Raw genomic sequence first — 25,392 nt, 5'->3', positions numbered from 1 at the left:
CAAATGGCTACGCCCGCGCCGGAGCGGCGTCAACGCGGGGCACGCACGCGCACGCGCCTTGCCCTGCCCTGCCACGCGGGCTATCCCAAGGGCCAGCCGTGACAGGAGCCGCCCTTGGCCAGACCGCCGCAAGACCCGCGTTACACCTCGCGCCGCCTGTTCGGCAGGCTCTGGTCGGGCTACCTGCGCCCCCATGCGGGGCTGATGGCGCTGGCCTTCGGGCTGATGGTGATTGAAGGATCGACGCTCGGCGCGTTGTCCTGGCTGCTGGAGCCGCTGTTCGACAAGGTCTTCGCGCCCGGTGGGGAAGGCGCACTGATCTGGGTCGGCCTTGCCATTCTTGGCCTGTTCCTTGTCCGCGCCGTCACCTCGGTCGCGTCGAAAACCACGCTGACGGCGGTGGCGCAGAAAAGCTCCACCGCCATGCAGGTGGATCTTCTGGCGCATGTGCTGCGGCTGGGTGGCCGGTTCTTTCAGGACAACCCGCCCGGCGCGCTGATGGAGCGGGTGGTGGGCGATACCGCCGCCGTGCAGGGCGTCTGGTCCTCCATCATCATAGGGGTCGGGCGCGACACTATTGCACTGGTGTCACTGTTCGCCGTGGCGCTGTCGATCGACGTGCACTGGACGCTGGCGGCGCTGGTGGGGGCGCCGCTGCTGATCCTGCCGGCGGTGGTTGTGCAGCGCTATATCCGCCGCAAGACCATGCTGATGCGCGAACAGGCAGGCAGCCGCGCCACCCGCCTGGACGAAATCTTTCACGGCATTCAGGCCATCAAGCTGAACCGGATGGAGGACTACCAGACCGGCCGCTTCCGCCGCATCGTCGGCACCATCGTCCGCGCCGAGGTGCGCACCGCCTTTGGCCGCTCCACCATCCCGGCGCTGATCGACGTGGTGACCGGCATCGGCTTCTTCACCGTACTGATGCTGGGCGGGGCAGAAATCGCCGAAGGCGAGCGCACGACGGGCGAGTTCATGTCTTTCTTCACCGCCATGGCACTGACCTTCCAGCCGATCCGCCGCATCGGTGATCAGGCCGGGGTCTGGCAGGTGGCCTCTGCCTCGCTGGAGCGTATCTTCCGCCTGTTCGACACCGCCCCGCCCGAACGCCCCCGCGCCGGCGAGGCAGAGCCCGGCCCCCCGCCGGTGGGCATTGTGCTGAACGACATCAGCTTCGGCTATGGCGAAACGCCGGTGCTGCGCGGGCTGAGCTTCACGGCAGAGCCGGGCCAGATGACCGCGCTGGTCGGCGCTTCGGGGGCCGGGAAATCCACGGTCTTTCATCTGCTGACCGGCATGGCAGAACCACAATCCGGGGTGATCACGCTGAACGGGCGCGACATCGCCGGGATGCGCCTGCCGGAGCTGCGCGCGCAATTCGCCGTGGTTTCGCAGGATGCCATGCTGTTCGATGAAACCATCCGCGAGAATGTAACGCTGGGCCGCGACATCGCGCCCGATCGGCTGGAGCGCGCCTTCGAGGCCGCGCATGTCGCCGATTTCCTGCGTGCCCTGCCGGAGGGCGCCGATACCCATGCCGGGCCGCGCGGCTCGGCCCTGTCGGGCGGGCAGCGGCAGCGCGTGGCCATTGCGCGGGCACTGGTGGCCGACGCGCCGGTCCTGCTGCTGGACGAGGCCACCTCGGCGCTGGATGCGGCGTCCGAGGCCATCGTGTCAGAGGCGCTGACCCGTCTGGGCAGTGGACGCACCACGCTGGTGATCGCGCATCGTCTGGCCACCGTCCGCGCGGCTGACAAGATCGTGGTGATGGATCGCGGTCGCGTCGTCGAGGAAGGCACGCATGACAGCCTGCTTGAAAAGGGCGGGCTTTATGCCGATCTCTACCGTCTGCAATTCCAGGAGTGAGCCATGCGCCGCCTCATCCGTCTGACCGGCCCCGATGCCCTGAGCCTCCTGCAAGGACTGGTCAGCAATGATGTATTGCCGCTGAAAGCGCGCGGCATCGTCTATGCGGCACTGCTGACGCCACAGGGGCGGTATCTGGCGGATTTTTTCGTGGTGAACACCGGAACGGAGCTGCTGCTGGACCTGCCCGAAAGCCTTGCTGACGGGGTGATGCGGCGGCTGGCCATGTATCGGCTGCGCGCCGACGTGGCCTTCGCGGTGTCGGATCTGTCGGTCAGCCGCGGCATCGGCGACGCGCCCGAAGGCGCCCTGCCCGATCCGCGCCACCCCGCGCTTGGCTGGCGTCTCTATGGCGCGCCCTTGCCCGAGGCCACGGTGGACTGGGATGCCATTCGCGTGGCGCATATCATTCCCGAGACCGGGGTCGAGCTGATCCCCGACGAAACGCTGATCCTCGAAGCCGGGTTCGAGCGGCTCAATGGCGTCGATTTCCGCAAGGGATGCTATGTCGGGCAAGAGGTGACCGCGCGGATGAAGCACAAGACCGAGCTGCGCAAGGGCTTGGTCCGGCTGCATATCTCGGGCACTGCCCCCGCTGGAACGCCGATCCTGATGGCCGACGGGCGCGAGGCAGGGCGGCTTTTCACGCAATCCGGCGACCGGGCGCTGGCGCAGATGCGACTGGACCGTCTGGCAGGCCCGTTGCAGGCCGGAGATGCCATTTTGCGGGCTGACGCATAAAATGCGAAGATTGACAAGCTTTCCCGCAACATGATTTCGGCGCGGGAACGCGCAACCACCCCGAAAAACTGGCGAAAGTTTGACCAGTCCTTGAACCGTTCGGGGCGTATCCTATATCTCGTCGGCACACCCCGGATTTGACCCCAAAACCTAGTGGTATGCGCTGCCAGCCATGACGTAGACGCATGGCAGCCATATCAAACCCGAGATACCGAATCGTCTCGAAAACGTCATATTCCCCGGGCGCCGGAATACGCAAGAGCAAGAACAGGAAAACGGACATGGCTGATTTCATCGACGGCACCGCGTTCAACTATGAGCAGGGGCAACGTGCCCGCAAGCTCTTCGCGGCTGTCGTTCTGGCGGCCCTCGACGATGCCATCGCCGATGACAAGAAATACGGCAACGGGCCGGAGCAGATCGCCCGCTGGGCGCGCTCGCGCGACGGGCGCGAGGTTCTGTCCTGCGCCGGGATCGACCCGAACGAACGTGTCGTGAAGGGCCTTATGGAATTCGTGGCGAAAGGTGTGCGCACCTCTGTCGCGCTGTCGCGCGAGGAAAGCGAACGCCGTCACGCCGCCGAGCTGGAGGCCGAAGCGGCCTGAGCCGCCGGCACCCTGCGAAATGCAAACGCGCGCCGGATGGCGCGCGTTTTTGCTTTTGGCGTCAGTCCGGTTTCAGGAAAGATCGCGGCTGGCAATCGCGCGACTGATCTCGGCCCGCACCAGCTTGCGCACATTGCGGGTGATGCGTTCACCCAGAGCCCCCTGAAGCTCTTCGCGGATGATGTCGCGCACGACTTCGCGCAGTGCCTCTTCGTCGAAATCATCGGCATCGCCGGGTGCGAACAGACCGGGTTCAGCGGCGGCCTGTTCGGCTACCTCGTCCTCGACCGCGCGGCTGAGCTCGGCCACCACCTCAGCCTCAGCCAGATCCGCCGCTGCCGGATCGCTGTCGATCTCGGCCACGGGTTCCGGCTCGTCCAGTTCGGCGGGCTGCGGACCATCCGGCCAGGCCCCGTCGCGCCAGGCATCTTCCATGCGCGCCTGATCGGCCGAAACGAACTGCACCACCTCGGCTTCGGCCACGCTGTCCAGATCCACCTCGACAACCTCGGGCAGGCTCGGCCAGCTTGCCTCGCCCCACTCCGGCTCGGCCGCCTCAGTTTCCCAGGCTTCGTCGGGTTCGACAGCCGCCCCAAGCGAGGCGACCACATCCTCGATGCGCCGCGCCGAAGCGGGCTCTTCCGTCAGGCCGGTGATATCGGTTTCCGGCTGTTCCGGCGCGGCCGCAGGCGCGGCCGCAGGCGCGGGCACAACACGCAGGGCGGGTGTCAGCAACAGCTTGCCCGGAACGGCTGGCGGGTTGGTAGGCGTGCGATGCGCGGGACGCAGATCGTCGGAGACAAGCCGACGAATCGACGACAGCACATCCTCGATTTCCCGGGAACTCATCGGTTCGTTCATGCCTGCCCCGTTATTCGCCTTTCGGTCCAGACTAGCCGCAGGCGCGCCCGCTTACAAGCGGGCGCCGCCTTATCCGTCAACTTGCGTGCAATCGCCGGTCACGGCTTTTTGCCGATGGACTGCAACACACGGTCCAGTTTCTTGCCCTGGAACGAGGTCGCGGGCGCGTCCTTGACAGCGTTGTAGTAGCCGGTCACGTCATAGGTCGGGATACCGAGGTTCAGATCCGTCACCGTCAGACGGCCCATGGCTGACAGCACGTTGTAAACCGCGAAATAGCGCTCCGCCTCGGATTGCACGCGGGCGGCGCGGGCATCCAGAAGCTCCTGCTCGGCGTCCAGCACCTCAAGCGTGGTGCGCGCGCCCAGCTTCGCCTCTTCGCGCAGTCCGTCGAAAGCGATCTGCGCCGCCTCGATCTGGCGGTTGTTCGCTGCGATCTGCGCCGCCGCCACGTCAAGGCCGGACCAGGCATTGCCCAGGTTCTGTTCAATGGAGACGCCGGTCTGGTGCAGCGAGGCGCGTTGTGCCTCACGCTGCGCCATGGCCTTGCGATAAAGCGCCGACAGCCGGCCGCCCGCATACAGCGTCTGGCGGCCGGTGATCCCCACGGTGGCGAGGTTGTAGTCGCTGCTGGCCGAGGCCGTGCCTTCGTACATCCCGGCGGTCGCATCGAGCGTCACCGTCGGCTTCATATTCGCCTTGGCAATGTCGACGCCCAGATCGGCGGCCTTCACCAGATGCTGCGACCGGATCATGTCGGGGTGATTGCGCCGCGCAATACCCAGCGCCGCATCTTTCGACGCCGGAAGCTTCGGTGCCTTCGGCAGGGCCGACAGACGCCCCGGATAGGCGCCGGTCATGGCCTTATAGGCCTCGCGCGCCACCATCAGATCGCCCTCGGCGGCCGTCAGCGCGGCACGGGCCTGCGCCAGACGCGATTCCGCCAGCGCCACATCCGTCCGCGTCACCTCGCCCACATCGAAGCGGTCTCTGGAGGCTTGCAGCTCCTGCGTGATGACGCGGCTGTTGTTCTGCCGCAGTACCACGATCTCCTGCGCCAGGCGCACGTTCACATAGGCGTTGACCGTATTCAGCAGCACCTGCTGTTCCACAGAGACCAGCCCGGCGCGGGTAGCCAGAACCGCTTCTTTGGCGGCTTCGATGGCGAAATGAGTGCGGCCGAAATCAATCAGCAGAAGCTGGAAGGACAGCTCCAGCGAATTGGTGGTGGCGGTCGCCTCGTCCGGAACGGTGCTGAACAGGCCGCTGGACTGCCCGGCATTTTCATAGATCTGGCGCGAGCGGCGGAAATTCGCGGTGAATTCCACCACCGGGCGCAGCGCAGAGACCGCCGAGGCCACATCCTCATCCGCCGCGCGCAGCACGGCCCGGTTCTGGTCGAGCAGGTGCGAGTTGCGGTAAGCGGCAATCAGCGCATCCGCCAGCGTTTCGGACTGTGCCGCAGGGGCCATCATCATGACGGACACCGCCGCCGTCGCAAGAATCCGCCTCATGCCGAACATCGCCTGCTCCTGTTCTATTGCCCGCCTGCCGGGGTCGTTCAGAGTGTAAAGGCTCTCCGCGCCGCGAAGCCCGGCAGAACCGGGGCGGAAGCGTTGAAAGCATAGCGCCAGGTGATCTGGCCGTCGATCTTGTAACCGATGCGGGCGACGCCCAGCGCGCCTTCCATGAACAGGCAGCCGATGCGCCCGCCCTCTTTCAGCTGCGCCAGCAGCGCGGCGGGAACCACCTCGGCTGCGCCCTGCACAGTAATCACGTCATAGGGGCCAGCCTTGGGCGCGCCATCGGCCAGCTTGCCAGCCATCACTGCGGCATTGTCCACGCCATGCGACGACAGCGTGCGCTGTGCCTCGGCCACCAGCGCCTCGTCCTCTTCCACGGCCACCACCGCCTCGGCCATGCGGGCGATGACGGCGGTCGAATAGCCAAGGCCACAGCCAATATCCAGCACGGTTTCCGTCGGCTGAATATCCAGCGCGTCCAGCATCTTGGCCAGCGTGCGCGGCTCCATCAGCACGCGGCCGCCGCCCATGGCGACATGCTCGCCCACATAGGCGGCCTCGCGGCGGTCCTGCGGCACATAGGCTTCGCGCGGGACAGTCAGCATGGCCTCGATGATCGGGAATTTCGTGACATCCGAGGGGCGGATCTGCGTGTCCACCATCATGGTGCGGCGCGTGGCGAAATCGGTCATGCTAAACTCGTCGGTCTAGTTTCGGCTCACAAGGTGATGCCACAGAAAACCGGCAACGGCAACAAGCCATCTTCGCCTTCCCGCAGAGACATATTCGATTCACTGAATGCAAATCGCAACCGCCTTTTGCGCGGCTTGACGACAAGCCCGCCTGGCCACAGGATCGGCTTATGACAAAGACCGATTTTCCCGTAACGATCTGGCACAATCCCGGCTGTTCGACGTCGCGCAAGGCGTTGCAGGCGATCCGTGATGCGGGGGTGGAACCGCGCGTGATCCGCTATCTTGAAACCGGCTGGGAGGAGGCCGGGCTGCGCGCCCTTCTGGAGGCTGCCGGGCTGACCCCGACACAGGCGCTGCGCCGCAAGGGTGATCTGGTGGCAGAGCTTGGGCTGGCTGCGGCCGGGGATGCGACGATCTTCGCCGCCATGCTGGCCCATCCGGTGCTTGTGGAGCGGCCCTTCGTGCAAAGCCCGAAGGGAACCGCGCTGTGTCGCCCGCTGGAAAGGCTGACGCCGCTGCTGCCCTGAGGGTCAGTCGATCCAGACCGGCGTGACGCCAAGGCTTTCCAGCCAGCGGAGCAGATCGGCCGGGGCCATGGCCACGGTGCGGTCATTCACCAGCGGATGCATATGCACCAGCCGCGCCTCTTTCAACGCGCGTTCCAGCACCAGCACCACCCCGGTTTCCGCCCCCGTCACCATGGCCAGCGGGCTGACCGCGCCGGGGCGGATGCCCAGATGCTCCATCAGCCGGTCGGCCGAACCGAAAGACGGGTTCTGTGCCCCGATGGCGGCGCCCAGCGCCTTCAGATCCACTGCGCGATCCTGTTCGACCGTGACCAGATAGTTACGCTTCTTGCGGTCGCGCAGATAGAGGTTCTTGATGTGATAGCCGCCCGCCTCGCTTCCCAGCATGGCATGCTGCACCTGTTTGGCATCCTCGACCGTGCGCAGGGGCGCGTGGTCGTAGCTTTCAAAGGCGATCCCCGCCGCACGCAGCGCCGCCATCAGCGCATCCGAACTGACCGGCAGTTCATGCTGCGCGGCGGAACTGGCGTCGGGGGCAAGCGTCTGGTCCATGGGGGCACTCCTTTGCCCCCATGAAGCGCATGACGCCCCGCGCCGCAAGGCCGGATGCGGCTATTCCCAGTCCAGAACGACCTTGCCCGACAGGCCGGAGCGCATGACCTCGAACCCTTCGGCGAAATCTGCAACCTTGAAGCGGTGGGTGATGACGCGGCGGATGTCGAGGCCGTTTTCCAGCATGGCGATCATCTTGTACCAGGTCTCGAAAATCTCGCGGCCATAGACACCCTTGATCGTGATGGCCTTGAAGACGATGCGCGACCAGTCCACCGGGCTTTTGCCCGGCGGGATGCCCAGCATGGCGATACGCCCGCCCATCACCAGTTGTTCGACCATCTGGTCCAGCGCGGCCTGATTGCCGCTCATCTCCATCCCCACGTCAAAGCCTTGCGTCATCTTCAGCCGTGATTGCACGGCCTTCAGATCCTCGGTCGCCACATTGACCGGCACCACATCGGCTACCTGCCCAGCAAGTTCCAACCGCGCGGGGTTCACATCGGTAATCACCACATGCCGGGCGCCGACATGCCGCGCCACCGCCGCCGCCATGATGCCGATAGGCCCGGCGCCGGTGATCAGCACATCCTCGCCCACCAGATCGAAGCTGAGCGCGGTGTGCACGGCATTGCCCAGCGGATCGAGAATGGCCCCGATCTCGTCATCAATCGAGTCGGGCAGCGGCACCACGTTGAAGGCGGGCAGTTTCAGATAGGTCGCGAAGGCGCCGTTTTCATTCACGCCGATGCCGCGCGTGGCAGGGTCCAGATGGAACTTGCCCGCACGCGACTGGCGCGAGTGGCGGCCGATCAGATGCCCCTCGCCCGAGCAGCGCTGGCCGATGGCCTGATCGGTGACATTGCGGCCCAGTTCGACAATCTCGCCCGCGAATTCATGCCCGGTGATCAGACCCACCGGCACGGTGCGCGCCGCCCAGTCATCCCAGTTCCAGATATGGATGTCGGTGCCGCAGATCCCGGTCTTGCGGATGCGGATCAAAACATCATCCGGCCCGATTTCCGGCACCGGGCGCGTCTCGGCCCAAAGCCCGATTTCGGGTTTCGCCTTCACCAGCGCTTTCATCTGGTTGGTCATGCCAGGGCCCCCACCGCCTTGCCCGCTGCCCGGAAGGCATCAAGCGCGAAATCCAGATCATCCCGCGTCAGCCGCGCATTCATCTGCGTGCGGATGCGCGCCTGCCCTTTCGGCACCACCGGGAAGAAGAACCCGGCCACATAAACCCCGCGCTCATACAGGGCCGAGGCCATGTTCTGCGCCAGCACCGCATCGCCCAGCATCACCGGCACGATAGGATGTTCACCCGGCAAGAGACGAAAGCCCGTATCCTCCAGCCCCGCGCGCCAGTAGCGGGCATTCTCGAACAGCTGCGCGCGCAGGTCGTCGGCGGCCTCGACAATATCCAGTGCCGCCAGACCGGCGGCCACAACGGCGGGCGGCAGGGCGTTGGAAAACAGATAGGGCCGCGCGCGCTGCCGCAGCAGGTCGATCACCGGCTGCGGCCCGGCGATATAGCCGCCCAGCGCACCGCCCAGAGCCTTGCCCAGCGTGCCGGTCAGAATGTCGACCGAAACCCCGGCATGGGCCGGCGTCCCGCGCCCCTGTGGCCCCATGAAGCCGGTGGCATGGCAGTCATCCACCATCACCATCGCCCCGTAACGGTCTGCCAGCGCCCGGATCTCCGCCAGCTTCGCCAGATAACCATCCATCGAGAACACGCCATCCGTCGCCACCAGAATGAACCGCGCGCCATCGGCGCGGGCGGCCTGCAACTGCACCTCCAGATCCGCCATATCGGAATTGGCGTAGCGGTAGCGCTTCGCCTTGCACAGGCGGATGCCGTCAATGATGCTGGCATGGTTCAGGCTGTCGGAAATCACCGCATCCTCCGGCCCCAGCAGCGGTTCGAACAGCCCGCCATTGGCGTCGAAACAGGCGGCAAAGAGGATCGCATCCTCCATCCCCAGAAAGCCCGCGATCCGTGCCTCCAGCGCCCGGTGCATGTTCTGCGTGCCACAGATGAAGCGGACCGAGGCCATGCCATAGCCCTGCCCCTCCATCGCGCCGCGCGCCGCCGCCACCAGACGCGGATCATCCGCCAGCCCAAGGTAGTTATTGGCGCAGAGGTTCAGGAGCCTGCGCCCCGCCACCTCGACATGCGCGCCCTGCGGGCCGTGGATCAGCCGCTCGCGCTTCATCAGCCCCTCGGCCTCAATCCCCGCCAGCACCTCGCCAAGATGCGCCAGAAACGCCGCCTTCCCCGAATCCGTCATCGCAGAACATCCTCCGTTATGGCGGACAAATTGCCGCAAAACCGGAAATCCGTCAAGATAGCGGATACGCATCCGCCAAAACGGATTTCTTTTTCACTGCCCGAGCCGCCGCCCTAGCTGTCCTGCACGATCAGGATGGCCCGCGCCCCGGCTTCGGCCCGGATGGCATGGGCGCGATCCGCCGCATAGCGCGCGGTATCGCCCACGGCCAAAGCCTGTTCATCCTCGCCGCTTTGCACCAGCAGCGCACCTTCGATCACGGTCAGATGTTCGCGGCAGCCGGGGCTGTGCGGATCGGACACCAGCGCGCCGCCGGGCTGGAAGATCAGTTCGTAAACCTCGTGTTCCCCCACCGCCTCGGCAGGGGAAAGGATGCGGATGCGCACGCCACTGCCCCGCCCGGCAATGACCGGCGCAGCACCGGCACGGATCACCTCGATCCCGCCAGAGGGGCGGCCTTCCAGCAGCCCCGCGAAATCGACCTGAAGAGCCTGCGTCAGGTTCCACAGCGTCGCCACGGTGGGCGAGCTTTCGCCACGTTCGATCTGGCTGACCATGGAGCGGCTGACACCCGACAGCTTTGCCACCGCATCAAGGCTCAGCCCGCGCGCCTTACGCGCCTCGCGCAGCGACGCGGCCAGCCGGTCATGGATGTCGGATCTTGCGTTCATGACTCATAGTCCCCGGCGGCACCGCGCCGCGCAACTGGTATTTTCGCGGCGTCAGGTGCCACAGAAGGTGCGGAAGCCCTGCGCAAAGTCCTGCGGCGCGGGCAACGCATAGGCCTCCAGCCCCGGCCTTTCGCCAAAGGGCTGCGTCACCACATCCAGCAGCGCGTGGAAAGGCGCCATGTCACCCGCCTCCGCCGCCGCCAGCGCCTCTTCCACCCGCAAATTGCGCGGGATGTAGACCGGATTGATCGCCGCCATCCGCGCCGCGAAATCCGGCGCGCGCCGTGCCTGCCAGCGCGGCCACCAGACGGCCAGCGCGTCCGGATCGGCGAACAGCCCCGCCAGGGCCGCCGCATCGGGCGCGTCCGCTAGCCGGTGAAAGCCCAGCGTCCAGTCAGTGCCTTCCAGCGCTTTCAGGAAATCGCCAATCAGCGCACCATCGCCGTCCTCCTCGCCCGCCAGCCCCAGCTTCGCCCGCATCACTGCCAGCCATTCGGCGCGGAACTGCCCGGCAATCGCCTCCAGCCGCGCATTGGCCAGATCCACGGCGCGATCCTCGTCGGCATCGAACAGCGGCAGCAGCGTCTCTGCCAGCCGCGCGAGGTTCCAGCCGAGGATCTGCGGCTGGTTGCCATAGGCATAGCGCCCCTGCCGGTCGATCGAGGAATAGACCGTGGCGGGCGCATAGCCTTCCATGAAGGCGCAGGGGCCATAGTCGATGGTTTCGCCCGAAATGGTCATGTTGTCGGTGTTCATCACGCCATGGATGAAGCCAAGCCCCATCCAGCGCGCCACAAGCCGCGCCTGCGCCGCCGTGACCGCCTCGAACAGCCCGAGATAGGGGTTTTCGGCGTTCAACGCCTGCGGATGGTGCCGAGCGATGGCGTAATCGGCCAGCCGTTTCACCATGTCGCCCTGCCCGCGCGCGGCGAAGAACTGGAAGGTGCCGATACGCAGATGGCTTGCGGCAACGCGGGTCAGCACCGCGCCGGGCAGCGGGCGCTCGCGCAGCACCTGCGCGCCGGTCGCCACGGCGGCCAGCGCCCGGCTGGTCGGCACGCCCAAAGCCGCCATCGCCTCGCCCATCAGATATTCGCGCAGGACCGGCCCCACCGCCGCGAAACCGTCGCCGCCACGCGAAAAGGCGGTGGGGCCAGAGCCTTTCAGCGCGATATCGCGGCGCTCGCCCTTCCGGTCGATCACCTCGCCCAGCAGCAGCGCCCGGCCATCGCCCAGTTGTGGGGAAAAGCCGCCGAACTGGTGGCCTGCATAGGCCTGAGCGACAGGTTCGGCGCCGTCAGGCAGCAGGTTGCCGGAAAATACCTCGGCTGCGCGGGCCTCCAGTGCTTCCGGTTCCGCGCCAAGTTCCTCTGCCAGTTCCCTGTTGAACATCAGAAGCTTCGGCGCCACCGCCCGGCGCGGTGCCTGTTCCAGCCAGGCGCCCGGCAGATCGCGCACATAGCTGTTGTCGAAGCGCAGCCCAAAGCTGCCCGCCGCCTGTTCTGCCAGTGTCATGATCCGCCCTTTCCTGTCGCGCCCTTCCGATATGGACCCCGCGTGCCGGGGCGGCAAGCCTCAGCGCGGCAGGGTCAGGCGCATCTCGGCGCCGATCTCGGCCGCGCGCCCCTCGTAAAACCGCGCCTCGCCCGCCAGAGCCACACCGCGGCGCGGTTCTTCCAGCACCAGCCCCAGCCGGGCGTAGGGGCGGCGTGTCACCACGGTTTCAGAAACGTCCAGCAAGGCGGAACGCACCGTCACCCGCGACCGTGCCGCCTGCATCCCCAGCCCCAGCACCACCTGCCCCGAAAGGGCGCCAAGATCCGCGCGGCGGCTCAGCGCCAGTTCGGGCGTGACCGACAGGCTGCGAAAGCCAATGTCCACCGGATCGGTCAGGATGCCCATGCCCTTGGGCAGGCGGTAGCGGCTTTCACCGATCCCGGTCAGCACCGAGGCCTCCAGCCCGAAGCCCGCGCCCAGATCGGTCTCGCGCGACAGCCGCAGCCCGATCAGGCGGTCGCGCACCAGATCATGCGGCGTGTCGCTGTCCGGGCCAAGCACTTCGGGGTCGATCTCCAGCCCGAAGGCGGGGGGCCGGTTCCGCGCAGGAACCGCCGCAGGTGCCGTGACGAAGCGAGCCGCGGTGACGCGCAGCGCAGGCTCCACATGACCGCGTCTGTCCTGCCCCAGAACCAGCGCACTGCGGCAGCCCTGACAAGCCCCCGTACAGCCCGAAAATACGGCCAGAACCGAGGCCGCCGCGACAAGGCGTCGCCACCCCCTTTGGCGGGGCCGGAGGGGCCACAATTGCCCTTGCATTCCCAGCGTCGCCCTTCCAGATTTGCTGCAATTTTCCAAGGAGGTATACATGTCCACGCTGCGCATCAACACATCGCTTGTCGATGTCATCCAGAAGACGGTCGCCCAGATCGGCGCGAAACCCGGCCTTTACCTCCCCTCGCTCAAATATGCGGACCGGCTTGACCTGTTTGGTGATGTCATCGACGCCGTCACCCCACGCGTGACGCAGCTGTCCTCCACCAAGATCACGCTGGCTTTCAGCGCGGAGTCCAACTGGACGCTGAGCCTTGCCGGCAAGGGGATCAGCCCGGTCGGCAATATCCAGTCCCTGATCGAAGCGATCCAGGATGGCGTGGCAAAGGGCGAGTTCGACAGCCTGACCCTGAAACAGGGCAAGACCACGCTGATGAACATTGATTTCTCGCCCACCGGCTACACGCTGAAAACCGGCACTGACACGCTGCGCATCACCGGCAGCCTGCCGGATTCGATGGATGACATTTATGCCATCGCCGCTGTCGTCGGCCAGATCGGCGATCTTGAGGACATGACGCCCAGCCAGCGTGAACAACTGGCCGATGCGCTGTCTGATTACGGCATCACCGGGCTGAGCCTTACCAACGCGACTCGCGAGGTGTTTTCGTTCAGCCTGACCGAAGACACGCTGGCGCTGAAGCTCTTTGGCTATACGCTCCAGTTCGATGGCGTCTTCCCCACCAATTTCGGCGAGATGCTGACGGTGGGCTGGGATCTGCTGGCCCAGATGGGCGAAGACCCGGATCTGTCGTCCATCGCGGGGCTGGCGCTGGATGGCATGAAGCTGACCGCGCCCGACGGCACGACGCTGATGAACCTGACCGGCCCGCTCGACACTTCCGATCCCGGCCATATCGACCGCTTCGTGGTGGATGGCGTCCGCTCGCCGGTCGGGACGATCCTGATGTTCGATCCCACCGCCGAAGGGGATCGTGACAACGAACTGATCATGGGCACCTGGGGCCGCGACAGCCTCAGCGGCAATGGCGGGCGCGACCATCTGATCGGCTACAAGGGCAACGACATGCTGTCCGGCGGCACGGGGGCGGATACGCTGGTCGGCAGTCAGGGCAACGACAGCCTGTATGGCGGCAGCCAGAATGACCGGCTGGAAGGCGGCGTCGGGCGCGATGTGCTGACCGGCGGCAAGGGCGCCGATCATTTCGTGTTTGGCAATGGGTCTGGCCGCGACACGATCACCGACTACCGCGATGGCACTGACAGGATCGTGATCGGCTGGAGCCGCGCCGACAGCTTCGCCGACCTGACGATCACCGACACGAGCCTTGGCGCCCGCATCACCGATGGCAAGAATATCGTCATTCTGCACGATGTTGCAGCTTCGGTTCTGGATGCAGGCGACTTCATCTTTGCCTGACCCCCCCGGCCGGGCGGCCCCGCGCAGGGGCCCGCCCGCCCCTGCGGCGTTTTCCGCCAATACCGGCCTCGGGCCTTTTCTCGACCCCGTCCTGCGTCTATGCTAATGCCATTCCGGCGGCAGGGCAGTTGCCGCAACGAGCGAATGAAGCGCAGCCCGGCAGAAGGCGCGCCATAATGAGGGTTAGGAATGGCACGAGCAGCGGTCGGACATCTGGTCATGGCGGTGGTTTCCGTCGGTCTTCTGACAGCCTGTGAAGCAGGCAAGAATCCTTTCGCCCCGAAACCGAAGCCGGAGGTCGCGGCCACCGGCAGCGGCGAAAGCCCGGCGGCGACCTCGGTCAAGCTGGTCGACCGCGATGTCGAGGCGCCCGAGATCTTTCAGACCACCGATACGGCGCTCTGGGATGGTCGTCCCTCACTGGGCGGCGTCTGGGTGGCCTCGCCCGATGCGAAAGACCCGGAGCGGGTGATCCTGCGCAATCCGGCGAACGGAAAATTCGTCATCGGGGCGCTGTTCCGCCGCGAACGTGACAATCCGGGGCCGAAGCTGCAAATTTCCTCCGATGCCGCTGCCGCGCTGGGGCTTCTGGCCGGGCAGCCCGGCAAGATCAACGTGACCGCCCTGCGCCGCGACGAGGCGCCGACGCAGACCGATGCGTCGAAGCCGATCCTTGACGCCGCCGAAACCGTGGCAGCGGAACAGCCCGCAGCCCCCGCGCCCGTTGCAGGGGCCAAGCCGATCGCGGGCGCGCCCGTCACCGCGCAGCCGCTGGACAAACCGGCCGCCGCCGCTGCGGCCCCGGCCGCGAAACCGGTGGCCCCGGCGGCCAAGGCAGCCCCCAAGGGCAAGACCACGACGATCCAGATCGGGATCTTCTCGGTCGAGGCCAATGCCAAACGCGCCGCCGATGCGCTTGGCAAGGCCGGTGTCTCGGCCAGCATCAAGCCCGGCCAGACCCAGGGCAAGGCACACTGGTCGGTCACTGCCTCGGGCAGTGGCGACCGCACCGCCCTTCTGAACAAGGTCAAGGGGCTGGGCTTCGCCGACGCCTATCTTCTGTCGAAATGACCGCCTGACACACACGCGGCGCCCGCCCGATGCGGGCGCCCCCAGACCACGGATCGCTGCCATGATGAAACCGCTTCGCCTCGCCCTTGCGCTCCTTCTGCTTTCGGCGCCTGCGCAGGCGTTCGAAACCCAGGCCCGCGCGGCATGGGTCTATGACATGACGACCCATACCGTTCTGATGGACAAGGATGCCGACGAGCCGCTTCCGCCGGCCTCGATGTCCAAGCTCATGACCATCAACATGCTGTTCGAGGCGCTGCGCGACGGGCGCGTGCAGTTGTCGACGCCTTTCGCCGTGTCGTCGCGCGCCAAGGCGATGCAGGGGTCGACCATGTTCCTCAACGAACGCGACCGCCCGACGGTCGAGGAACTGATCCATGGCATGATCATCAATTCGGGCAATGATGCCTGCGTGGTGGTGGCCGAGGGTCTGGCGGGCACGGAAGAGGCCTTCGCGCGCCAGATGACCGAACGCGCCGCCGCGCTGGGAATGGAAAATTCGCATTTTGCCAATTCCAGCGGCTGGCCCGACCCGAACCAGCGCATGAGCATGGAGGATCTGGGCATCCTTGCCGTGCGGCTGATCAGCGAATTTCCCGAATATTACCCGATCTTCGCGCAAACCGAGTTTGATTATCAGGAGCGTTCGCCCGCCAACCGCTTCAACCGCAATCCGCTGCTGAAACTGAACATCGGCGCGGACGGGCTGAAGACCGGGCATACTGCCGAGGCGGGCTATGGCCTTGTCGGTTCGGCCAAGCAGGGTGACCGCCGCATCGTCTTCACGATCACCGGCCTGCCGAGCGACAAGGCCCGCGCCGAAGAGGCAGAGCGGATCGTGAACTGGGCCTTCCGGCAGTTTTCGATGAAGACCGTGGTGAAATCGGGCGTGCGCATTGCCGAGGCCGATGTCTGGATGGGCGAGCAGGCCCGCGTGGGCCTTGTGGCCGCCGAGGATGTCACCCGCCTGGTGCCCGCGCTGGCGCAGGACACCATGACGGCCGAGGTGGTCTATTCCGGCCCGGTCAAGGCACCGATCACGGCCGGGCAGAAGGTCGCCGATCTGGTGATCCACATTCCCGACCTGCCGGATGCGCGGATCCCGCTGGTGGCTGAAACCGATGTCGCCAATGCGGGCTTCGCGCAGCGGATGCTGGGCGCCGCCAGGGTACTGATCTCGCGCGCCCTGCCCGCCGACAGCCCCGCGAGCTGATGCCGGGACGGTTCATCAGTTTCGAGGGCATTGACGGCTCGGGCAAAAGCACGCAGGCGCGGCTGCTGACCGATGCTTTGCGCGCGCGTGGCCAGTCGGTCGTGCTGACGCGCGAGCCGGGCGGCAGCCCCGGCGCCGAGGAAATCCGCCGTCTGGTGCTGGAGGGCAACCCCGACCGCTGGTCGGCGGAAACCGAGTTGCTGCTGTTCACCGCCGCCCGCCGCGACCATCTGGAAAAGACCATCCGCCCGGCTCTGGCGCGGGATGAGACCGTGATCACCGACCGCTTCGCCGACAGCACCCGGATGTATCAGGGCATCTCGCGCGGGGATCTGGCGGCGCTGGTCGACCAGTTGCACCGGCTGATGATCGGGGTGGAACCCGATCTGACGCTGCTGATCGACATTGACCCGGAGGTCGGCCTGTCGCGTGCGGTGGCGCGGCAAGGGGCGGAACAGCGGTTCGAGGATATGGGGCTGGATCTGCAACGCCGGATGCGCGCCGGGTTCCTTGCGCTGGCGGCGGCCCATCCGGGCCGCTTCCGCGTGATCGACGGCGCCCGCGATCCGCAGGCGGTGGCCGCCGATGTGCTGGCCGCCGTGACGGGGGGCTGACATGCCCTCGGTCTTTCTGGACGACTTTCCCGAACCCGACCGGATCGAGGGTGCCCCCCATCCGCGCGAGACCGCGCATCTTTACGGCCACGCGGCGGCACAGGCGGATTTCCTCGCTTCCTACCGGGTGGGACGGCTGCATCATGCCTGGCTGATCACCGGGCCGCGGGGCCTTGGCAAGGCGACGCTGGCCTGGAAGCTCGCGCGCTTCCTGCTGGCCACGCCCACCGATGACGGCGGCATGTTTGCTCCGCCCCCGCCCGAGACGCTGGACATTCCTTCCGACCACCCGGTCGCCCGCCGCATAGCGGCGCTGTCGGAACCCCGGCTTTATCTGCTGCGGCGGGGCCTGAACGAAAGCGAAAAGGCGGTGGCGCAGGATATTCTGGTGAAGGAAGTCCGGCTGCTGAAGGAATATTTCGCGCTTTCCGCCGCCGATGGCGGCCGCCGCGTCGCCATCGTGGACAGCGCGGATGACATGAACGTTTCGGCCGCCAATGCGCTGCTGAAACTGCTGGAAGAGCCGCCGGGCAATGTGACCTTCTTCCTGATCTCGCACCAGCCCTCGCGGCTCTTGCCCACCATCCGCTCACGCTGCCGCGAATTGCGTCTGTCGCCGCTGGCGGCGGGCGACATGGCGGCCGCGCTGGATCAGGCGGGCACCGCCATTGACGACGCTCAGGCCATGGCGGAACTTGCCGGCGGCTCGGTCGGCGAGGCGCTGCGGATGATCCACCTCGACGGGCTGGAGCTTTACGGCAAGCTCGTCACCCTGCTGGGCGCCCTGCCCCGGATGGACCGGCCGCGCCTTCTGACGCTGGCGGAGACCGGCACCGGCAAGGGGAACGAGGCGAAGTTCGACCTGATGGTGTCGCTGATCGACCTCATGCTCGCACGTCTGGCGCGGGCGGGCACGCTGGGCATGACACCGCCCGAGGCCGCACAGGGCGAAGCCGCGCTGCTGGCCCGCCTGTCGCCCGACCCCTGGGCCGCGCGGGCATGGGCCGACCTTGCGCAAAGCCTGTCGGCGCGGGCGCGGCGCGGCAAGGCGGTCAACCTTGACCCTGCCGCGCTTCTCATGGATATGTTCCTTCAGATCGAACAGACGGCGGCCATGCTCGCCGCAAGGTGACGCATGACCCTGCCCGAAATCGTAGACAGCCATTGTCACCTCGACTTCCCGGATTTCGAGGGTGAACTGCCGCGCATCATCGACGCGGCCCGCGCCGCCGGGGTGCGCCGCATGGTGACAATCTGCACCCGGCTGAAGAACGAGCCCCGCGTCCGCGCCATCGCGGAGGCGCATGACGGCGTGTTCTATGCCGCAGGCACCCATCCGATGAGCGCGGCGGAAGAACCTATGGCGACGCTGGACGAGTTGATCGCGCTGGCCGCGCATCCGAAATTCGTGGGCATCGGCGAGACGGGCCTTGATTACCATTACACCGCCGACAGCGCCGAGGTGCAGAAGACTTCGCTGCGTCTCCATATCCGGGCGGCCCAGGAAACCGGGTTGCCGCTCATCATCCATTCCCGCGCGGCGGATGACGACATGGCGCAGATCCTGACCGAAGGCTTCCGCGAAAAGCCCTATGCCTGCGTCATGCATTGCTTTTCCTCCAGCGCGGAACTGGCGCGGGCGACGCTGGATCTGGGGTTCTACCTCTCCATGTCCGGTATCGCCACCTTCCCCAAAAGCCAGGAGCTGCGCGACATCTTCGCTGCCGCGCCGCTGGACCGCATCCTATTGGAAACCGACAGCCCCTATCTGGCCCCGGTGCCCTATCGCGGCAAGCGCAATGAACCGGCCTATACTGCCTTCACCGCCAGGACCGGCGCGCACCTGTTTGGCCTGACCGAAGCCGAGTTTGCCGCCGCCACAACCGCCAATTTCGACCGGCTGTTCCGCAAGGCCCGTGTGAGCGAGGCCGCCTGATGCATCGCTTCACCATCCTCGGCTGCGGATCGTCGGGCGGCGTGCCGCGCATCGGGGGCGACTGGGGCGACTGTGATCCGATGAACCCGAAGAACCGCCGCCGCCGCTGTTCCATGCTGGTGGAACGGATCGGGCCGGAGGGCACGACACGGGTGCTGATCGACACCTCGCCCGACATGCGCGAACAACTGCTGGATGCGGGCGTCGGCACGCTGGATGCGGTGGTCTTCACCCATTCACATGCCGACCATGTGCATGGCATCGACGACCTGCGCCAGATCGTGTTCAACCTGCGCCGCCGCCTGCCGGTCTGGGCCGACGGGCCGACGCAGGGCGCGCTGATCGACCGTTTCGGCTATGCCTTCGTACAGCCCGCAGGCTCGCCCTATCCGCCCATCCTGGACCTGAACACCATCGACGGCGATTTCACCATCGACGGCGCGGGCGGGCCGATTGTGCTGACCCCGTTCCTCGCCGATCACGGTTCCATCGACGCGCTGGGGTTCCGCATCGCGGGGCTGGCCTATCTGCCCGATGCGGTGGCGATCCCCGAGGCCAGCTGGCCTGCGCTGGCGGGGCTGGAGATCTGGGTGCTGGACGCGCTGCGCCGCAAGCCGCACCCCACCCATGCCCATCTGGCGCTGGCGCTGGAATGGATGGCCCGTGCCGCGCCCCGGCGCGGCGTGCTGACCAACATGCATCTCGACCTTGATTACGAAACGCTGGCGGCCGAATTGCCGCCGCATATTGAACCCGCCTTCGACGGTATGGTTCTGGAGCTTCCTGACATATGAGCGCCCTTCTCGACGTCATCATGCCGGTCTTTCTGGTCATCGGGGGGGGCTGGCTGGCGGCGCGGGCGAAGCTGTTCAGCGATGCGGCCGTTGACGGGCTGATGCGGTTTGCACAGACCTTCGCGGTGCCGGTGCTGCTGTTCCTGTCAATCTCGCGGCTGGACCTGTCGGCGGCCTATGACATCGGCCTGTTCATCAGCTTCTATGCCGGGGCCTTTGCGGCCTTCGGCCTTGGCATCCTTGGCGCGCGTCTGCTGGGGCGGCCCGGCACCGATGCTGTGGCCATCGGTTTTGCCTGCCTGTTTTCCAACTCGCTGCTGCTGGGCCTGCCGATCACCGAACGCGCCTATGGCGCTGATGCGCTGGCGGCAAACTACGCCATCATCTCGATCCACTCGCCGCTGCTTTACGCAACCGGCATCACGGTGATGGAACTGACGCGGAGCCATGGCCAGGGCCTGCCCGCAGGGCGGCTGGCGCGACAGGTGCTGCGCGCGATCTTCTCGCAGCCCATGGTGCTGGGTATCTGTGCCGGGTTCTTCGTCAATCTGACCGGCCTGCCGCTGCCCGATTTCGCATGGTCGGCGCTGAAGATGATCGGCGGCGCGGCGATCCCGACAGCGCTGTTCGGGCTGGGTGGCGTTCTTTATCGCTACCGCCCCGAGGGCGACGGCCGTGCCATCGCGCTGGTCGTCGGGCTGTCGCTGCTGCTGCATCCGGCGATCACCTGGCTGCTGGGCAGCAAGGTTTTCGGCCTGTCCGTCGAGCAACTGCGCTCGGCGGTGGTGACCAGTTCGATGGCGCCGGGGGTGAATGCCTATCTGTTCGCGCATCTCTACGGCGTGGCGAAACGGGTGAATGCCTCGGCTGTGCTGCTGGCCACCGCCGCCTCCATCGGAACGATCTGGATGTGGCTGCATATCCTGCCGTGATCCCGGGAAATCAGAATGAAAAAGGGGGCCGCATGGCCCCCTTTCTGCATTCCTGACACCCGGATTACTGCGGGGTGACGCCCCGGATCCGCTCCGACCGGCGGCGCAGCAGTTCCACCGTGGCCAGCAGGGCAATCGAGATCAGCACAAGGATGGTTGCCACCGACAGGATGGCCGGGCTGATTGCCTCGCGGATCCCGTTCCACATCTGGCGCGGGATGGTCTGCTGGTCGGGACCGGCGATAAACAGCACCGCCACCACTTCGTCAAACGAGGTCACGAAGGCAAACAGCGCACCCGAAATCACACCCGGCAGGATCAGCGGCAGGACCACCTTGAAGAAGGTGCGCGAGGGCGACGCGCCCAGAGAGGCGGCAGCGCGGCTCAGCGACTGGTCGAAACCGATCAGCGTCGCTGTCACGGTGATGATGACAAAGGGAATACCAAGTGTGGCATGGGCCAGCACGACGCCGGTATAGGTGGAGGTCAGCCGCCCGCATTCGAAGCCAAGCATGGAACAGGGGTTCGAATAGAAGAAGAACAGGCCGGTGGCGATAATGATGATCGGCACGATCATCGGCGAGATCAGAACCGCCATGATCAGCCGCCGATAAGGCATTTCGGACCGCGACAGACCAAGCGCCGCCAGCGTCCCCAGAACGGTCGCGACGATGGTTGACCAGAAGCCGATGATGACCGAGTTCTTGGCGGCCTTCACCCAGGCGGCATTGGCCCAGACATCTTCCCACCAGCTGCTGTCGCGCGGGGCATCCGGTGCGACCATGCCATGCGTCAGCAGAAGGTCATACCAGCGCAGGCTGTAGCCCTCGGGGTCGAAGGTCAGCATCTTCTGCGTGAAGGTGAAATAGGGCTCGGCGTTGAAGCTGAGCGGCATGACGATCAGGATGGGCGAAATCAGGAAGACGAAGATCGCCACGCAGATGACGTGGTAGGTGTAATACCACAGGCGTTCCAGCGGATCGGCATAGACGGGAAGAGCCATCGGTTTCTCCTCGGGCCGGATCGCCGGGGGCGCTGCCCCCGGACCCCCGGGATATTTGGACCAGGATAAAGGGAGGCGCGGGGGCGCCTCAGCCCAGTTTCAGCTTGTCGATGCCGACGAGGCGGTCATAGAGCCAGTAGAGCACCAGAACCCCGGCCAGCAGCATGGCCGAAAGTGCGGCAGCCAGCGACCAGTTAGATTTGCTCATGTGGAACTGGATCAGGTTCGAGATCAGCTGCCCGTCGGCCCCCCCGACCAGAGCAGGGGTGATGTAGTAGCCGACCGCGAGGATGAAGGTCAGCAGCGCCCCTGCGCCAATCCCCGGCAGGGTCTGCGGCAGATAGATGCGGCGGAACGTTGTCCAGCTGGTCGCGCCCAGGCTGCGGGCGGCACGGGCATAGGAGGGCTTGATCGTGCGCATCACCGAATAGAGCGGAAGCACCATGAAGGGCAGCAGGATATGCGTCATCACGATGATGGTGCCGGTCTGGTTGTAGATCATGGTGATCCGGCCATCATCACCGATCACGCCCAGTGAAACTAGGATATTGTTCACCACGCCCTGCCCTTGCAGAAGCACAATCCAGCTGGTCGTCCGCACCAGAAGCGAGGTCCAGAACGGCAGCAACACAAGGATCATCAGCAGGTTGGATTTCGACATCGGCAGCGTGGCCAGCAGATGTGCGATCGGGAAGGCGAGGATCAGGCAGAGGAACGTAATGACGCCGGACAGGATGAAGGTCTTGCCAAACAGCCAGAGATAGATGCGCTCGTTTTCCGGCACCCGCTCGATCCCGCCGTCGGCAGTGCGCTGGCGGTCGGTGGCGATCAGGTAGAAATCCGAGGTCCAGGGGCTGGAGGCTTCGCGCATCGCCTGCCAGATCACCGGCTCGCCCCATTTAGCATCCAGCGCCAGCAACGCCTCCTTGTAGGGCGGCTCCAGCTTGTCGGCGCCACGGGCGGAGGAGGTGAACAGCGACCGGGTGCCGGGCACGGTATAGTTGATCCGCGTGCCTGCCTCCCCCGCCGTCTTGTCCTTTTTCATCAGCGCGAGATCGGAGGCCAGCGCGGCATAGGCGCTTTCGTCGAAGTCGCTGCCATCGGGATGGCTGCTGAACCATTCGCCAAGCGCGGGGGCAGAATTGGAAAATCCGTCGTGATAGACCGAGCGTTGCAGCATCTGGCCAATCGGCAGAATGAAGGTCACCACCACGAACAGCAGAAGGGGCGCCACGAGGAGGAAGGCACGGCGTCGCGCGCGCGCCTGAGCGGCGGCCAGAGCCGCCTTGAGGGGGCGGCCGTCGGCAGTGGTCAATTGCGAGTATGCATCGGTCATCGTCAGTCCTTGAACAAGGCTGAAGCAGGGTCAGTCCGGGGAAACGGGAAGCCGGGCCGGGGTGAAATGCCCCGGCCCGGATCTGCCATCAGTTGGCGGCGAGCCAGGCGTTGAAACGCTCATTCAGCTCGGAATCGCGGTCGACCCAGAACTCGTAGGACGACGGCAGCGCGTTGGTCAGGTTTTCAGCGGCGGTGGGCATATGCGGGCCCATCTCGGTCTTGCCGTCCTGATAGAGACCGACCAGCGCGCCCGAGGATTTGCGGGCCGGGCCATAGCTGATCCACTTGGCCTGATCGGCAAGGCGCTGGGTGTCCGTCGCATAGGCGAGGAACTTCTTGGCCTCTTCGAGGTTCGGGGCACCTTTCGGGATCACGAAGAGGTCATATTCATAGACCTGACCGTCCCAGACCACCTGGAAGGGTTTGCCCTCGGCCACGGCGGCGGCGAAGATCCGGCCGTTATAAGCGGTGGTCATCGCCACCTCGCCATCGGCGAGCAGCTGCGGCGGCTGGGCACCGGCTTCCCACCAGATCGTGTCCTTCTTGATCTTGTCGAGCATCGCGAAGGCACGATCCACCCCTTCCGGGGTTTCCAGCGTAGCGTAGACATCGGCCGCCGGCACGCCGTCAGCCATCAACGCCATTTCGAGGTTGGCCTTGGCGCCCTTGCGCATCGCGCGCTTGCCGGGGAATTTCTCCAGATCGAAGAAATCGTGGATCGAGGTCGGACCTTCCGGGAACTTCGACGAGTCGTAGGCGAAGACGGTCGAGAACACGATGGTCGCAACGGCGCAATCGGTCAGCGCGCCCGGCAGGAAATCCTCGGTCGCCGGGGTGCCATCGGGAGCCGGGGGCAGCATGGCCGGGTCGATCTGTTCCAGCATGCCTTCGTCGCACAGGCGGATCGCATCGGCATATTCCACGTCGGCGATATCGACCGTCACGTTATTGGCTTCGACCATGGCCTTCACCGGGGTCGCCGGGTTGTCGGCGTCGACCATGGTGACCTTCACGCCGGTCTCGGCGCTGTAGGGCTTGATATAGGCTTCGGTCTGGCTGGTGCCGTAGGCGCCGCCCCAGGACATGACCGTAACATCGGCCACGGCCGGAAGGGCCATGCCGGTCAGGGCGGTCGAAAGGACGAGAAGTTTCTTCATGTTATGGTGCTCCCGTTGGTTGGACGTTATTGGCCGCGTCCTTGCGGCATCTCCGGCGGCAACCGCCGGACATTCGATATCTTACATCGGATCCAGCGCGCGGGCATCCGCCGGATGCCAGCCCACCTTGATCTGCTGACCGGGCGACAGTTTGGTCTGACCCAGCGTGTTGCGCATCTTCATCACGAAATCATCGCTGCCCGCCACGCGCAGCCGCACGCGCAGGATATCCCCCATATAGATCACCTCAAGCACGGTGGCGTCGATCATATGGGCGCCTGCCGGCATCATCTCGGGCTTGAACTCCACCCGCTCGGGGCGGATTGACACAAGGGTCTTCTGACCCTTCGCCGTCACGTTGACGGGCGTCGCGTCGATCAATTCGCCGGTTCCCAGACGCACCAGCGCCTTGTCGCCCGAAAGCTCCTCGATGGTGCCCGGCAGTTTGTTGTTCTCGCCGATGAACTGCGCGACAAAGCTGTTGTCGGGGCGTTCATACAGATCGGACGGCGGGGCAAGCTGCTGGATCTTGCCATCGTTGAACACCGCCACGCGGTCGCTCATCGTCAGCGCCTCGCCCTGGTCGTGAGTCACATAGACCACGGTGATGCCGAGGCTTTCGTGCAGGTGCTTGATCTCGAACTGCATGTGTTCGCGCAACTGCTTGTCGAGCGCGCCCAGAGGTTCGTCCATCAGCACAAGTGCCGGGTCGAACACCAGCGCGCGGGCCAGCGCGATCCGCTGCTGCTGGCCACCGGAAAGCTGGGCCGGGCGGCGGTTGGCAAAGGCACCCATCTGGACCATATCCAGCGCGCGCCTGATCTTGGCTTCGCGCTCGTCCTTGCCCATGCCGCGCACTTCCAGCGGGAAGGCGAGGTTTTCGCCCACCGTCATATGCGGGAACAGGGCGTAGTTCTGGAACACCATGCCGATGCCGCGCTTGTGCGGCGGTACGAGGTTGATGTTGCGCCCGTCCAGCCGGATCTCACCATGAGTGGCGGTCTCGAACCCGGCCAGCATCATCAGACAGGTGGTCTTGCCAGAGCCGGACGGCCCGAGCATCGTCAGAAACTCGCCCTTGCCAATGTTCAGGTTGAGGTCTTTGACCACCAGAGAAACGCCGTCATAGCTTTTCTGCACATGGTCGAAGACGACGAAATCGTCGTTGCGGGCTTCTGTCGTCACCCTGGTCTCCCCGTGTATCGGCAGGTCGTCCTGCACTTTCTCTTGTTCCGACTAAAGCGGATGCGTCGCTGCATTGCAACGCTGTTCTGATGCCCGGCA

The 25,392-nt window shown here is 65.7% G+C and carries 25 protein-coding genes; 12 read left to right on the top strand and 13 right to left on the bottom strand.

The genetic code is table 11. The annotated features are described in order from the left end of the window. Positions 1-114 precede the first annotated feature (114 nt). The 3 genes from IE126_RS05970 to IE126_RS05960 all read left to right on the top strand — a co-directional run bounded on the left by IE126_RS05970 (position 115) and on the right by IE126_RS05960 (position 3,215). Complete coding sequence (locus IE126_RS05970) at positions 115-1,869, top strand: ABC transporter ATP-binding protein (protein ID WP_189380457.1); 1,755 nt, start codon at positions 115-117, stop codon at positions 1,867-1,869. A gap of 3 nt (positions 1,870-1,872) precedes the next feature. Next, positions 1,873-2,610, top strand: a complete 738-nt coding sequence (gene ygfZ, locus IE126_RS05965; RefSeq protein WP_189380456.1) for a CAF17-like 4Fe-4S cluster assembly/insertion protein YgfZ — start codon at positions 1,873-1,875, stop codon at positions 2,608-2,610. Between the two features lie 281 nt (positions 2,611-2,891). Further along, positions 2,892-3,215, top strand: a complete 324-nt coding sequence (locus IE126_RS05960; protein WP_054300712.1) for a DUF6280 family protein — start codon at positions 2,892-2,894, stop codon at positions 3,213-3,215. A 72-nt stretch (positions 3,216-3,287) separates the two neighbouring features. On the opposite strand, the gene IE126_RS05955 is transcribed toward IE126_RS05960, so the two are convergent. The 3 genes from IE126_RS05955 to IE126_RS05945 all read right to left on the bottom strand — a co-directional run bounded on the left by IE126_RS05955 (position 3,288) and on the right by IE126_RS05945 (position 6,291). Continuing rightward, the gene (locus tag IE126_RS05955; RefSeq protein WP_189380455.1) at positions 3,288-4,064 is read right to left on the bottom strand and encodes a hypothetical protein; all 777 of its coding nucleotides are present in this window, start codon (positions 4,062-4,064) and stop codon (positions 3,288-3,290) included. 110 nt (positions 4,065-4,174) lie between these two features. Beyond that, entirely contained in the window at positions 4,175-5,590 is a 1,416-nt protein-coding gene (locus tag IE126_RS05950) for a TolC family outer membrane protein (protein ID WP_108127448.1), read from the bottom strand. A 47-nt stretch (positions 5,591-5,637) separates the two neighbouring features. Beyond that, entirely contained in the window at positions 5,638-6,291 is a 654-nt protein-coding gene (locus tag IE126_RS05945) for a protein-L-isoaspartate O-methyltransferase family protein (protein WP_054300714.1), read from the bottom strand. A 170-nt stretch (positions 6,292-6,461) separates the two neighbouring features. Here IE126_RS05945 and arsC point away from each other — a divergent pair, with 170 nt between their 5' ends. Continuing rightward, a complete protein-coding gene (gene arsC, locus IE126_RS05940; protein ID WP_189380454.1) occupies positions 6,462-6,821 on the top strand; it encodes an arsenate reductase (glutaredoxin) in 360 nt (119 codons plus the stop codon). Between the two features lie 3 nt (positions 6,822-6,824). Here arsC and IE126_RS05935 read toward each other — a convergent pair whose 3' ends face one another. The 6 genes from IE126_RS05935 to IE126_RS05910 all read right to left on the bottom strand — a co-directional run bounded on the left by IE126_RS05935 (position 6,825) and on the right by IE126_RS05910 (position 12,501). After that, positions 6,825-7,373, bottom strand: coding sequence for a prolyl-tRNA synthetase associated domain-containing protein (locus tag IE126_RS05935; RefSeq protein ID WP_108127136.1), 549 nt, complete (start codon positions 7,371-7,373; stop codon positions 6,825-6,827). 60 nt (positions 7,374-7,433) lie between these two features. Then, positions 7,434-8,459, bottom strand: a complete 1,026-nt coding sequence (gene tdh, locus IE126_RS05930; RefSeq protein WP_189380626.1) for an L-threonine 3-dehydrogenase — start codon at positions 8,457-8,459, stop codon at positions 7,434-7,436. Between the two features lie 8 nt (positions 8,460-8,467). Then, positions 8,468-9,667: a glycine C-acetyltransferase gene (locus IE126_RS05925; protein WP_189380453.1), complete on the bottom strand. Its 1,200-nt coding sequence runs from the start codon at positions 9,665-9,667 to the stop codon at positions 8,468-8,470. Between the two features lie 113 nt (positions 9,668-9,780). Beyond that, positions 9,781-10,338 (bottom strand): helix-turn-helix domain-containing protein, encoded by a 558-nt coding sequence (locus tag IE126_RS05920; protein ID WP_054300719.1) that lies wholly within the window; start codon positions 10,336-10,338, stop codon positions 9,781-9,783. Between the two features lie 51 nt (positions 10,339-10,389). Beyond that, complete coding sequence (locus tag IE126_RS05915; RefSeq protein ID WP_189380452.1) at positions 10,390-11,853, bottom strand: protein adenylyltransferase SelO; 1,464 nt, start codon at positions 11,851-11,853, stop codon at positions 10,390-10,392. Positions 11,854-11,913: 60 nt separating this feature from the next. Then, positions 11,914-12,501 (bottom strand): hypothetical protein, encoded by a 588-nt coding sequence (locus IE126_RS05910; RefSeq protein WP_189380451.1) that lies wholly within the window; start codon positions 12,499-12,501, stop codon positions 11,914-11,916. A gap of 202 nt (positions 12,502-12,703) precedes the next feature. Here IE126_RS05910 and IE126_RS05905 point away from each other — a divergent pair, with 202 nt between their 5' ends. The 8 genes from IE126_RS05905 (at position 12,704) to IE126_RS05870 (ending at position 20,610) form a co-directional block, all read left to right on the top strand. Further along, positions 12,704-14,050: a calcium-binding protein gene (locus IE126_RS05905; protein WP_189380450.1), complete on the top strand. Its 1,347-nt coding sequence runs from the start codon at positions 12,704-12,706 to the stop codon at positions 14,048-14,050. Positions 14,051-14,239: 189 nt separating this feature from the next. Further along, on the top strand, positions 14,240-15,121 hold the full coding sequence (locus IE126_RS05900) for an SPOR domain-containing protein (RefSeq protein WP_189380449.1): 882 nt from the start codon (positions 14,240-14,242) through the stop codon (positions 15,119-15,121). A gap of 61 nt (positions 15,122-15,182) precedes the next feature. Beyond that, positions 15,183-16,334, top strand: coding sequence for a D-alanyl-D-alanine carboxypeptidase family protein (locus IE126_RS05895; protein ID WP_369814575.1), 1,152 nt, complete (start codon positions 15,183-15,185; stop codon positions 16,332-16,334). After that, on the top strand, positions 16,334-16,948 hold the full coding sequence (gene tmk, locus IE126_RS05890; protein ID WP_189380448.1) for a dTMP kinase: 615 nt from the start codon (positions 16,334-16,336) through the stop codon (positions 16,946-16,948). Before IE126_RS05895 ends, tmk begins: the two co-directional genes overlap by 1 nt. Before the next feature lies 1 nt (position 16,949). Beyond that, complete coding sequence (locus IE126_RS05885; RefSeq protein ID WP_189380447.1) at positions 16,950-18,080, top strand: DNA polymerase III subunit delta'; 1,131 nt, start codon at positions 16,950-16,952, stop codon at positions 18,078-18,080. Between the two features lie 3 nt (positions 18,081-18,083). After that, the gene (locus tag IE126_RS05880; RefSeq protein WP_108127150.1) at positions 18,084-18,884 is read left to right on the top strand and encodes a TatD family hydrolase; all 801 of its coding nucleotides are present in this window, start codon (positions 18,084-18,086) and stop codon (positions 18,882-18,884) included. After that, positions 18,884-19,678: an MBL fold metallo-hydrolase gene (locus IE126_RS05875; RefSeq protein WP_189380446.1), complete on the top strand. Its 795-nt coding sequence runs from the start codon at positions 18,884-18,886 to the stop codon at positions 19,676-19,678. The genes IE126_RS05880 and IE126_RS05875 overlap by 1 nt, the downstream gene beginning before the upstream one ends. Next, positions 19,675-20,610, top strand: coding sequence for an AEC family transporter (locus IE126_RS05870; RefSeq protein ID WP_054301275.1), 936 nt, complete (start codon positions 19,675-19,677; stop codon positions 20,608-20,610). The genes IE126_RS05875 and IE126_RS05870 overlap by 4 nt, the downstream gene beginning before the upstream one ends. A gap of 64 nt (positions 20,611-20,674) precedes the next feature. Here IE126_RS05870 and IE126_RS05865 read toward each other — a convergent pair whose 3' ends face one another. From IE126_RS05865 to IE126_RS05850, 4 genes are all read right to left on the bottom strand, one after another. Continuing rightward, entirely contained in the window at positions 20,675-21,613 is a 939-nt protein-coding gene (locus IE126_RS05865; RefSeq protein ID WP_054301276.1) for an ABC transporter permease, read from the bottom strand. Positions 21,614-21,701: 88 nt separating this feature from the next. After that, entirely contained in the window at positions 21,702-22,949 is a 1,248-nt protein-coding gene (locus tag IE126_RS05860; RefSeq protein WP_108127156.1) for an ABC transporter permease, read from the bottom strand. A gap of 88 nt (positions 22,950-23,037) precedes the next feature. Beyond that, positions 23,038-24,108 carry an ABC transporter substrate-binding protein gene (locus IE126_RS05855; protein ID WP_189380445.1) on the bottom strand — a complete coding sequence of 357 codons (1,071 nt, stop codon included), beginning with the start codon at positions 24,106-24,108 and terminating at the stop codon, positions 23,038-23,040. 81 nt (positions 24,109-24,189) lie between these two features. Further along, positions 24,190-25,293, bottom strand: coding sequence for an ABC transporter ATP-binding protein (locus IE126_RS05850; RefSeq protein ID WP_054301279.1), 1,104 nt, complete (start codon positions 25,291-25,293; stop codon positions 24,190-24,192). Positions 25,294-25,392: the final 99 nt, after the last annotated feature.

It is taken from the genome of Gemmobacter nanjingensis (assembly GCF_014652195.1).
Classification (GTDB): domain Bacteria; phylum Pseudomonadota; class Alphaproteobacteria; order Rhodobacterales; family Rhodobacteraceae; genus Gemmobacter; species Gemmobacter caeni.
Note: the sequence above shows the minus strand (reverse complement) of the source record. Positions and strands in the feature narration are given on the sequence as shown.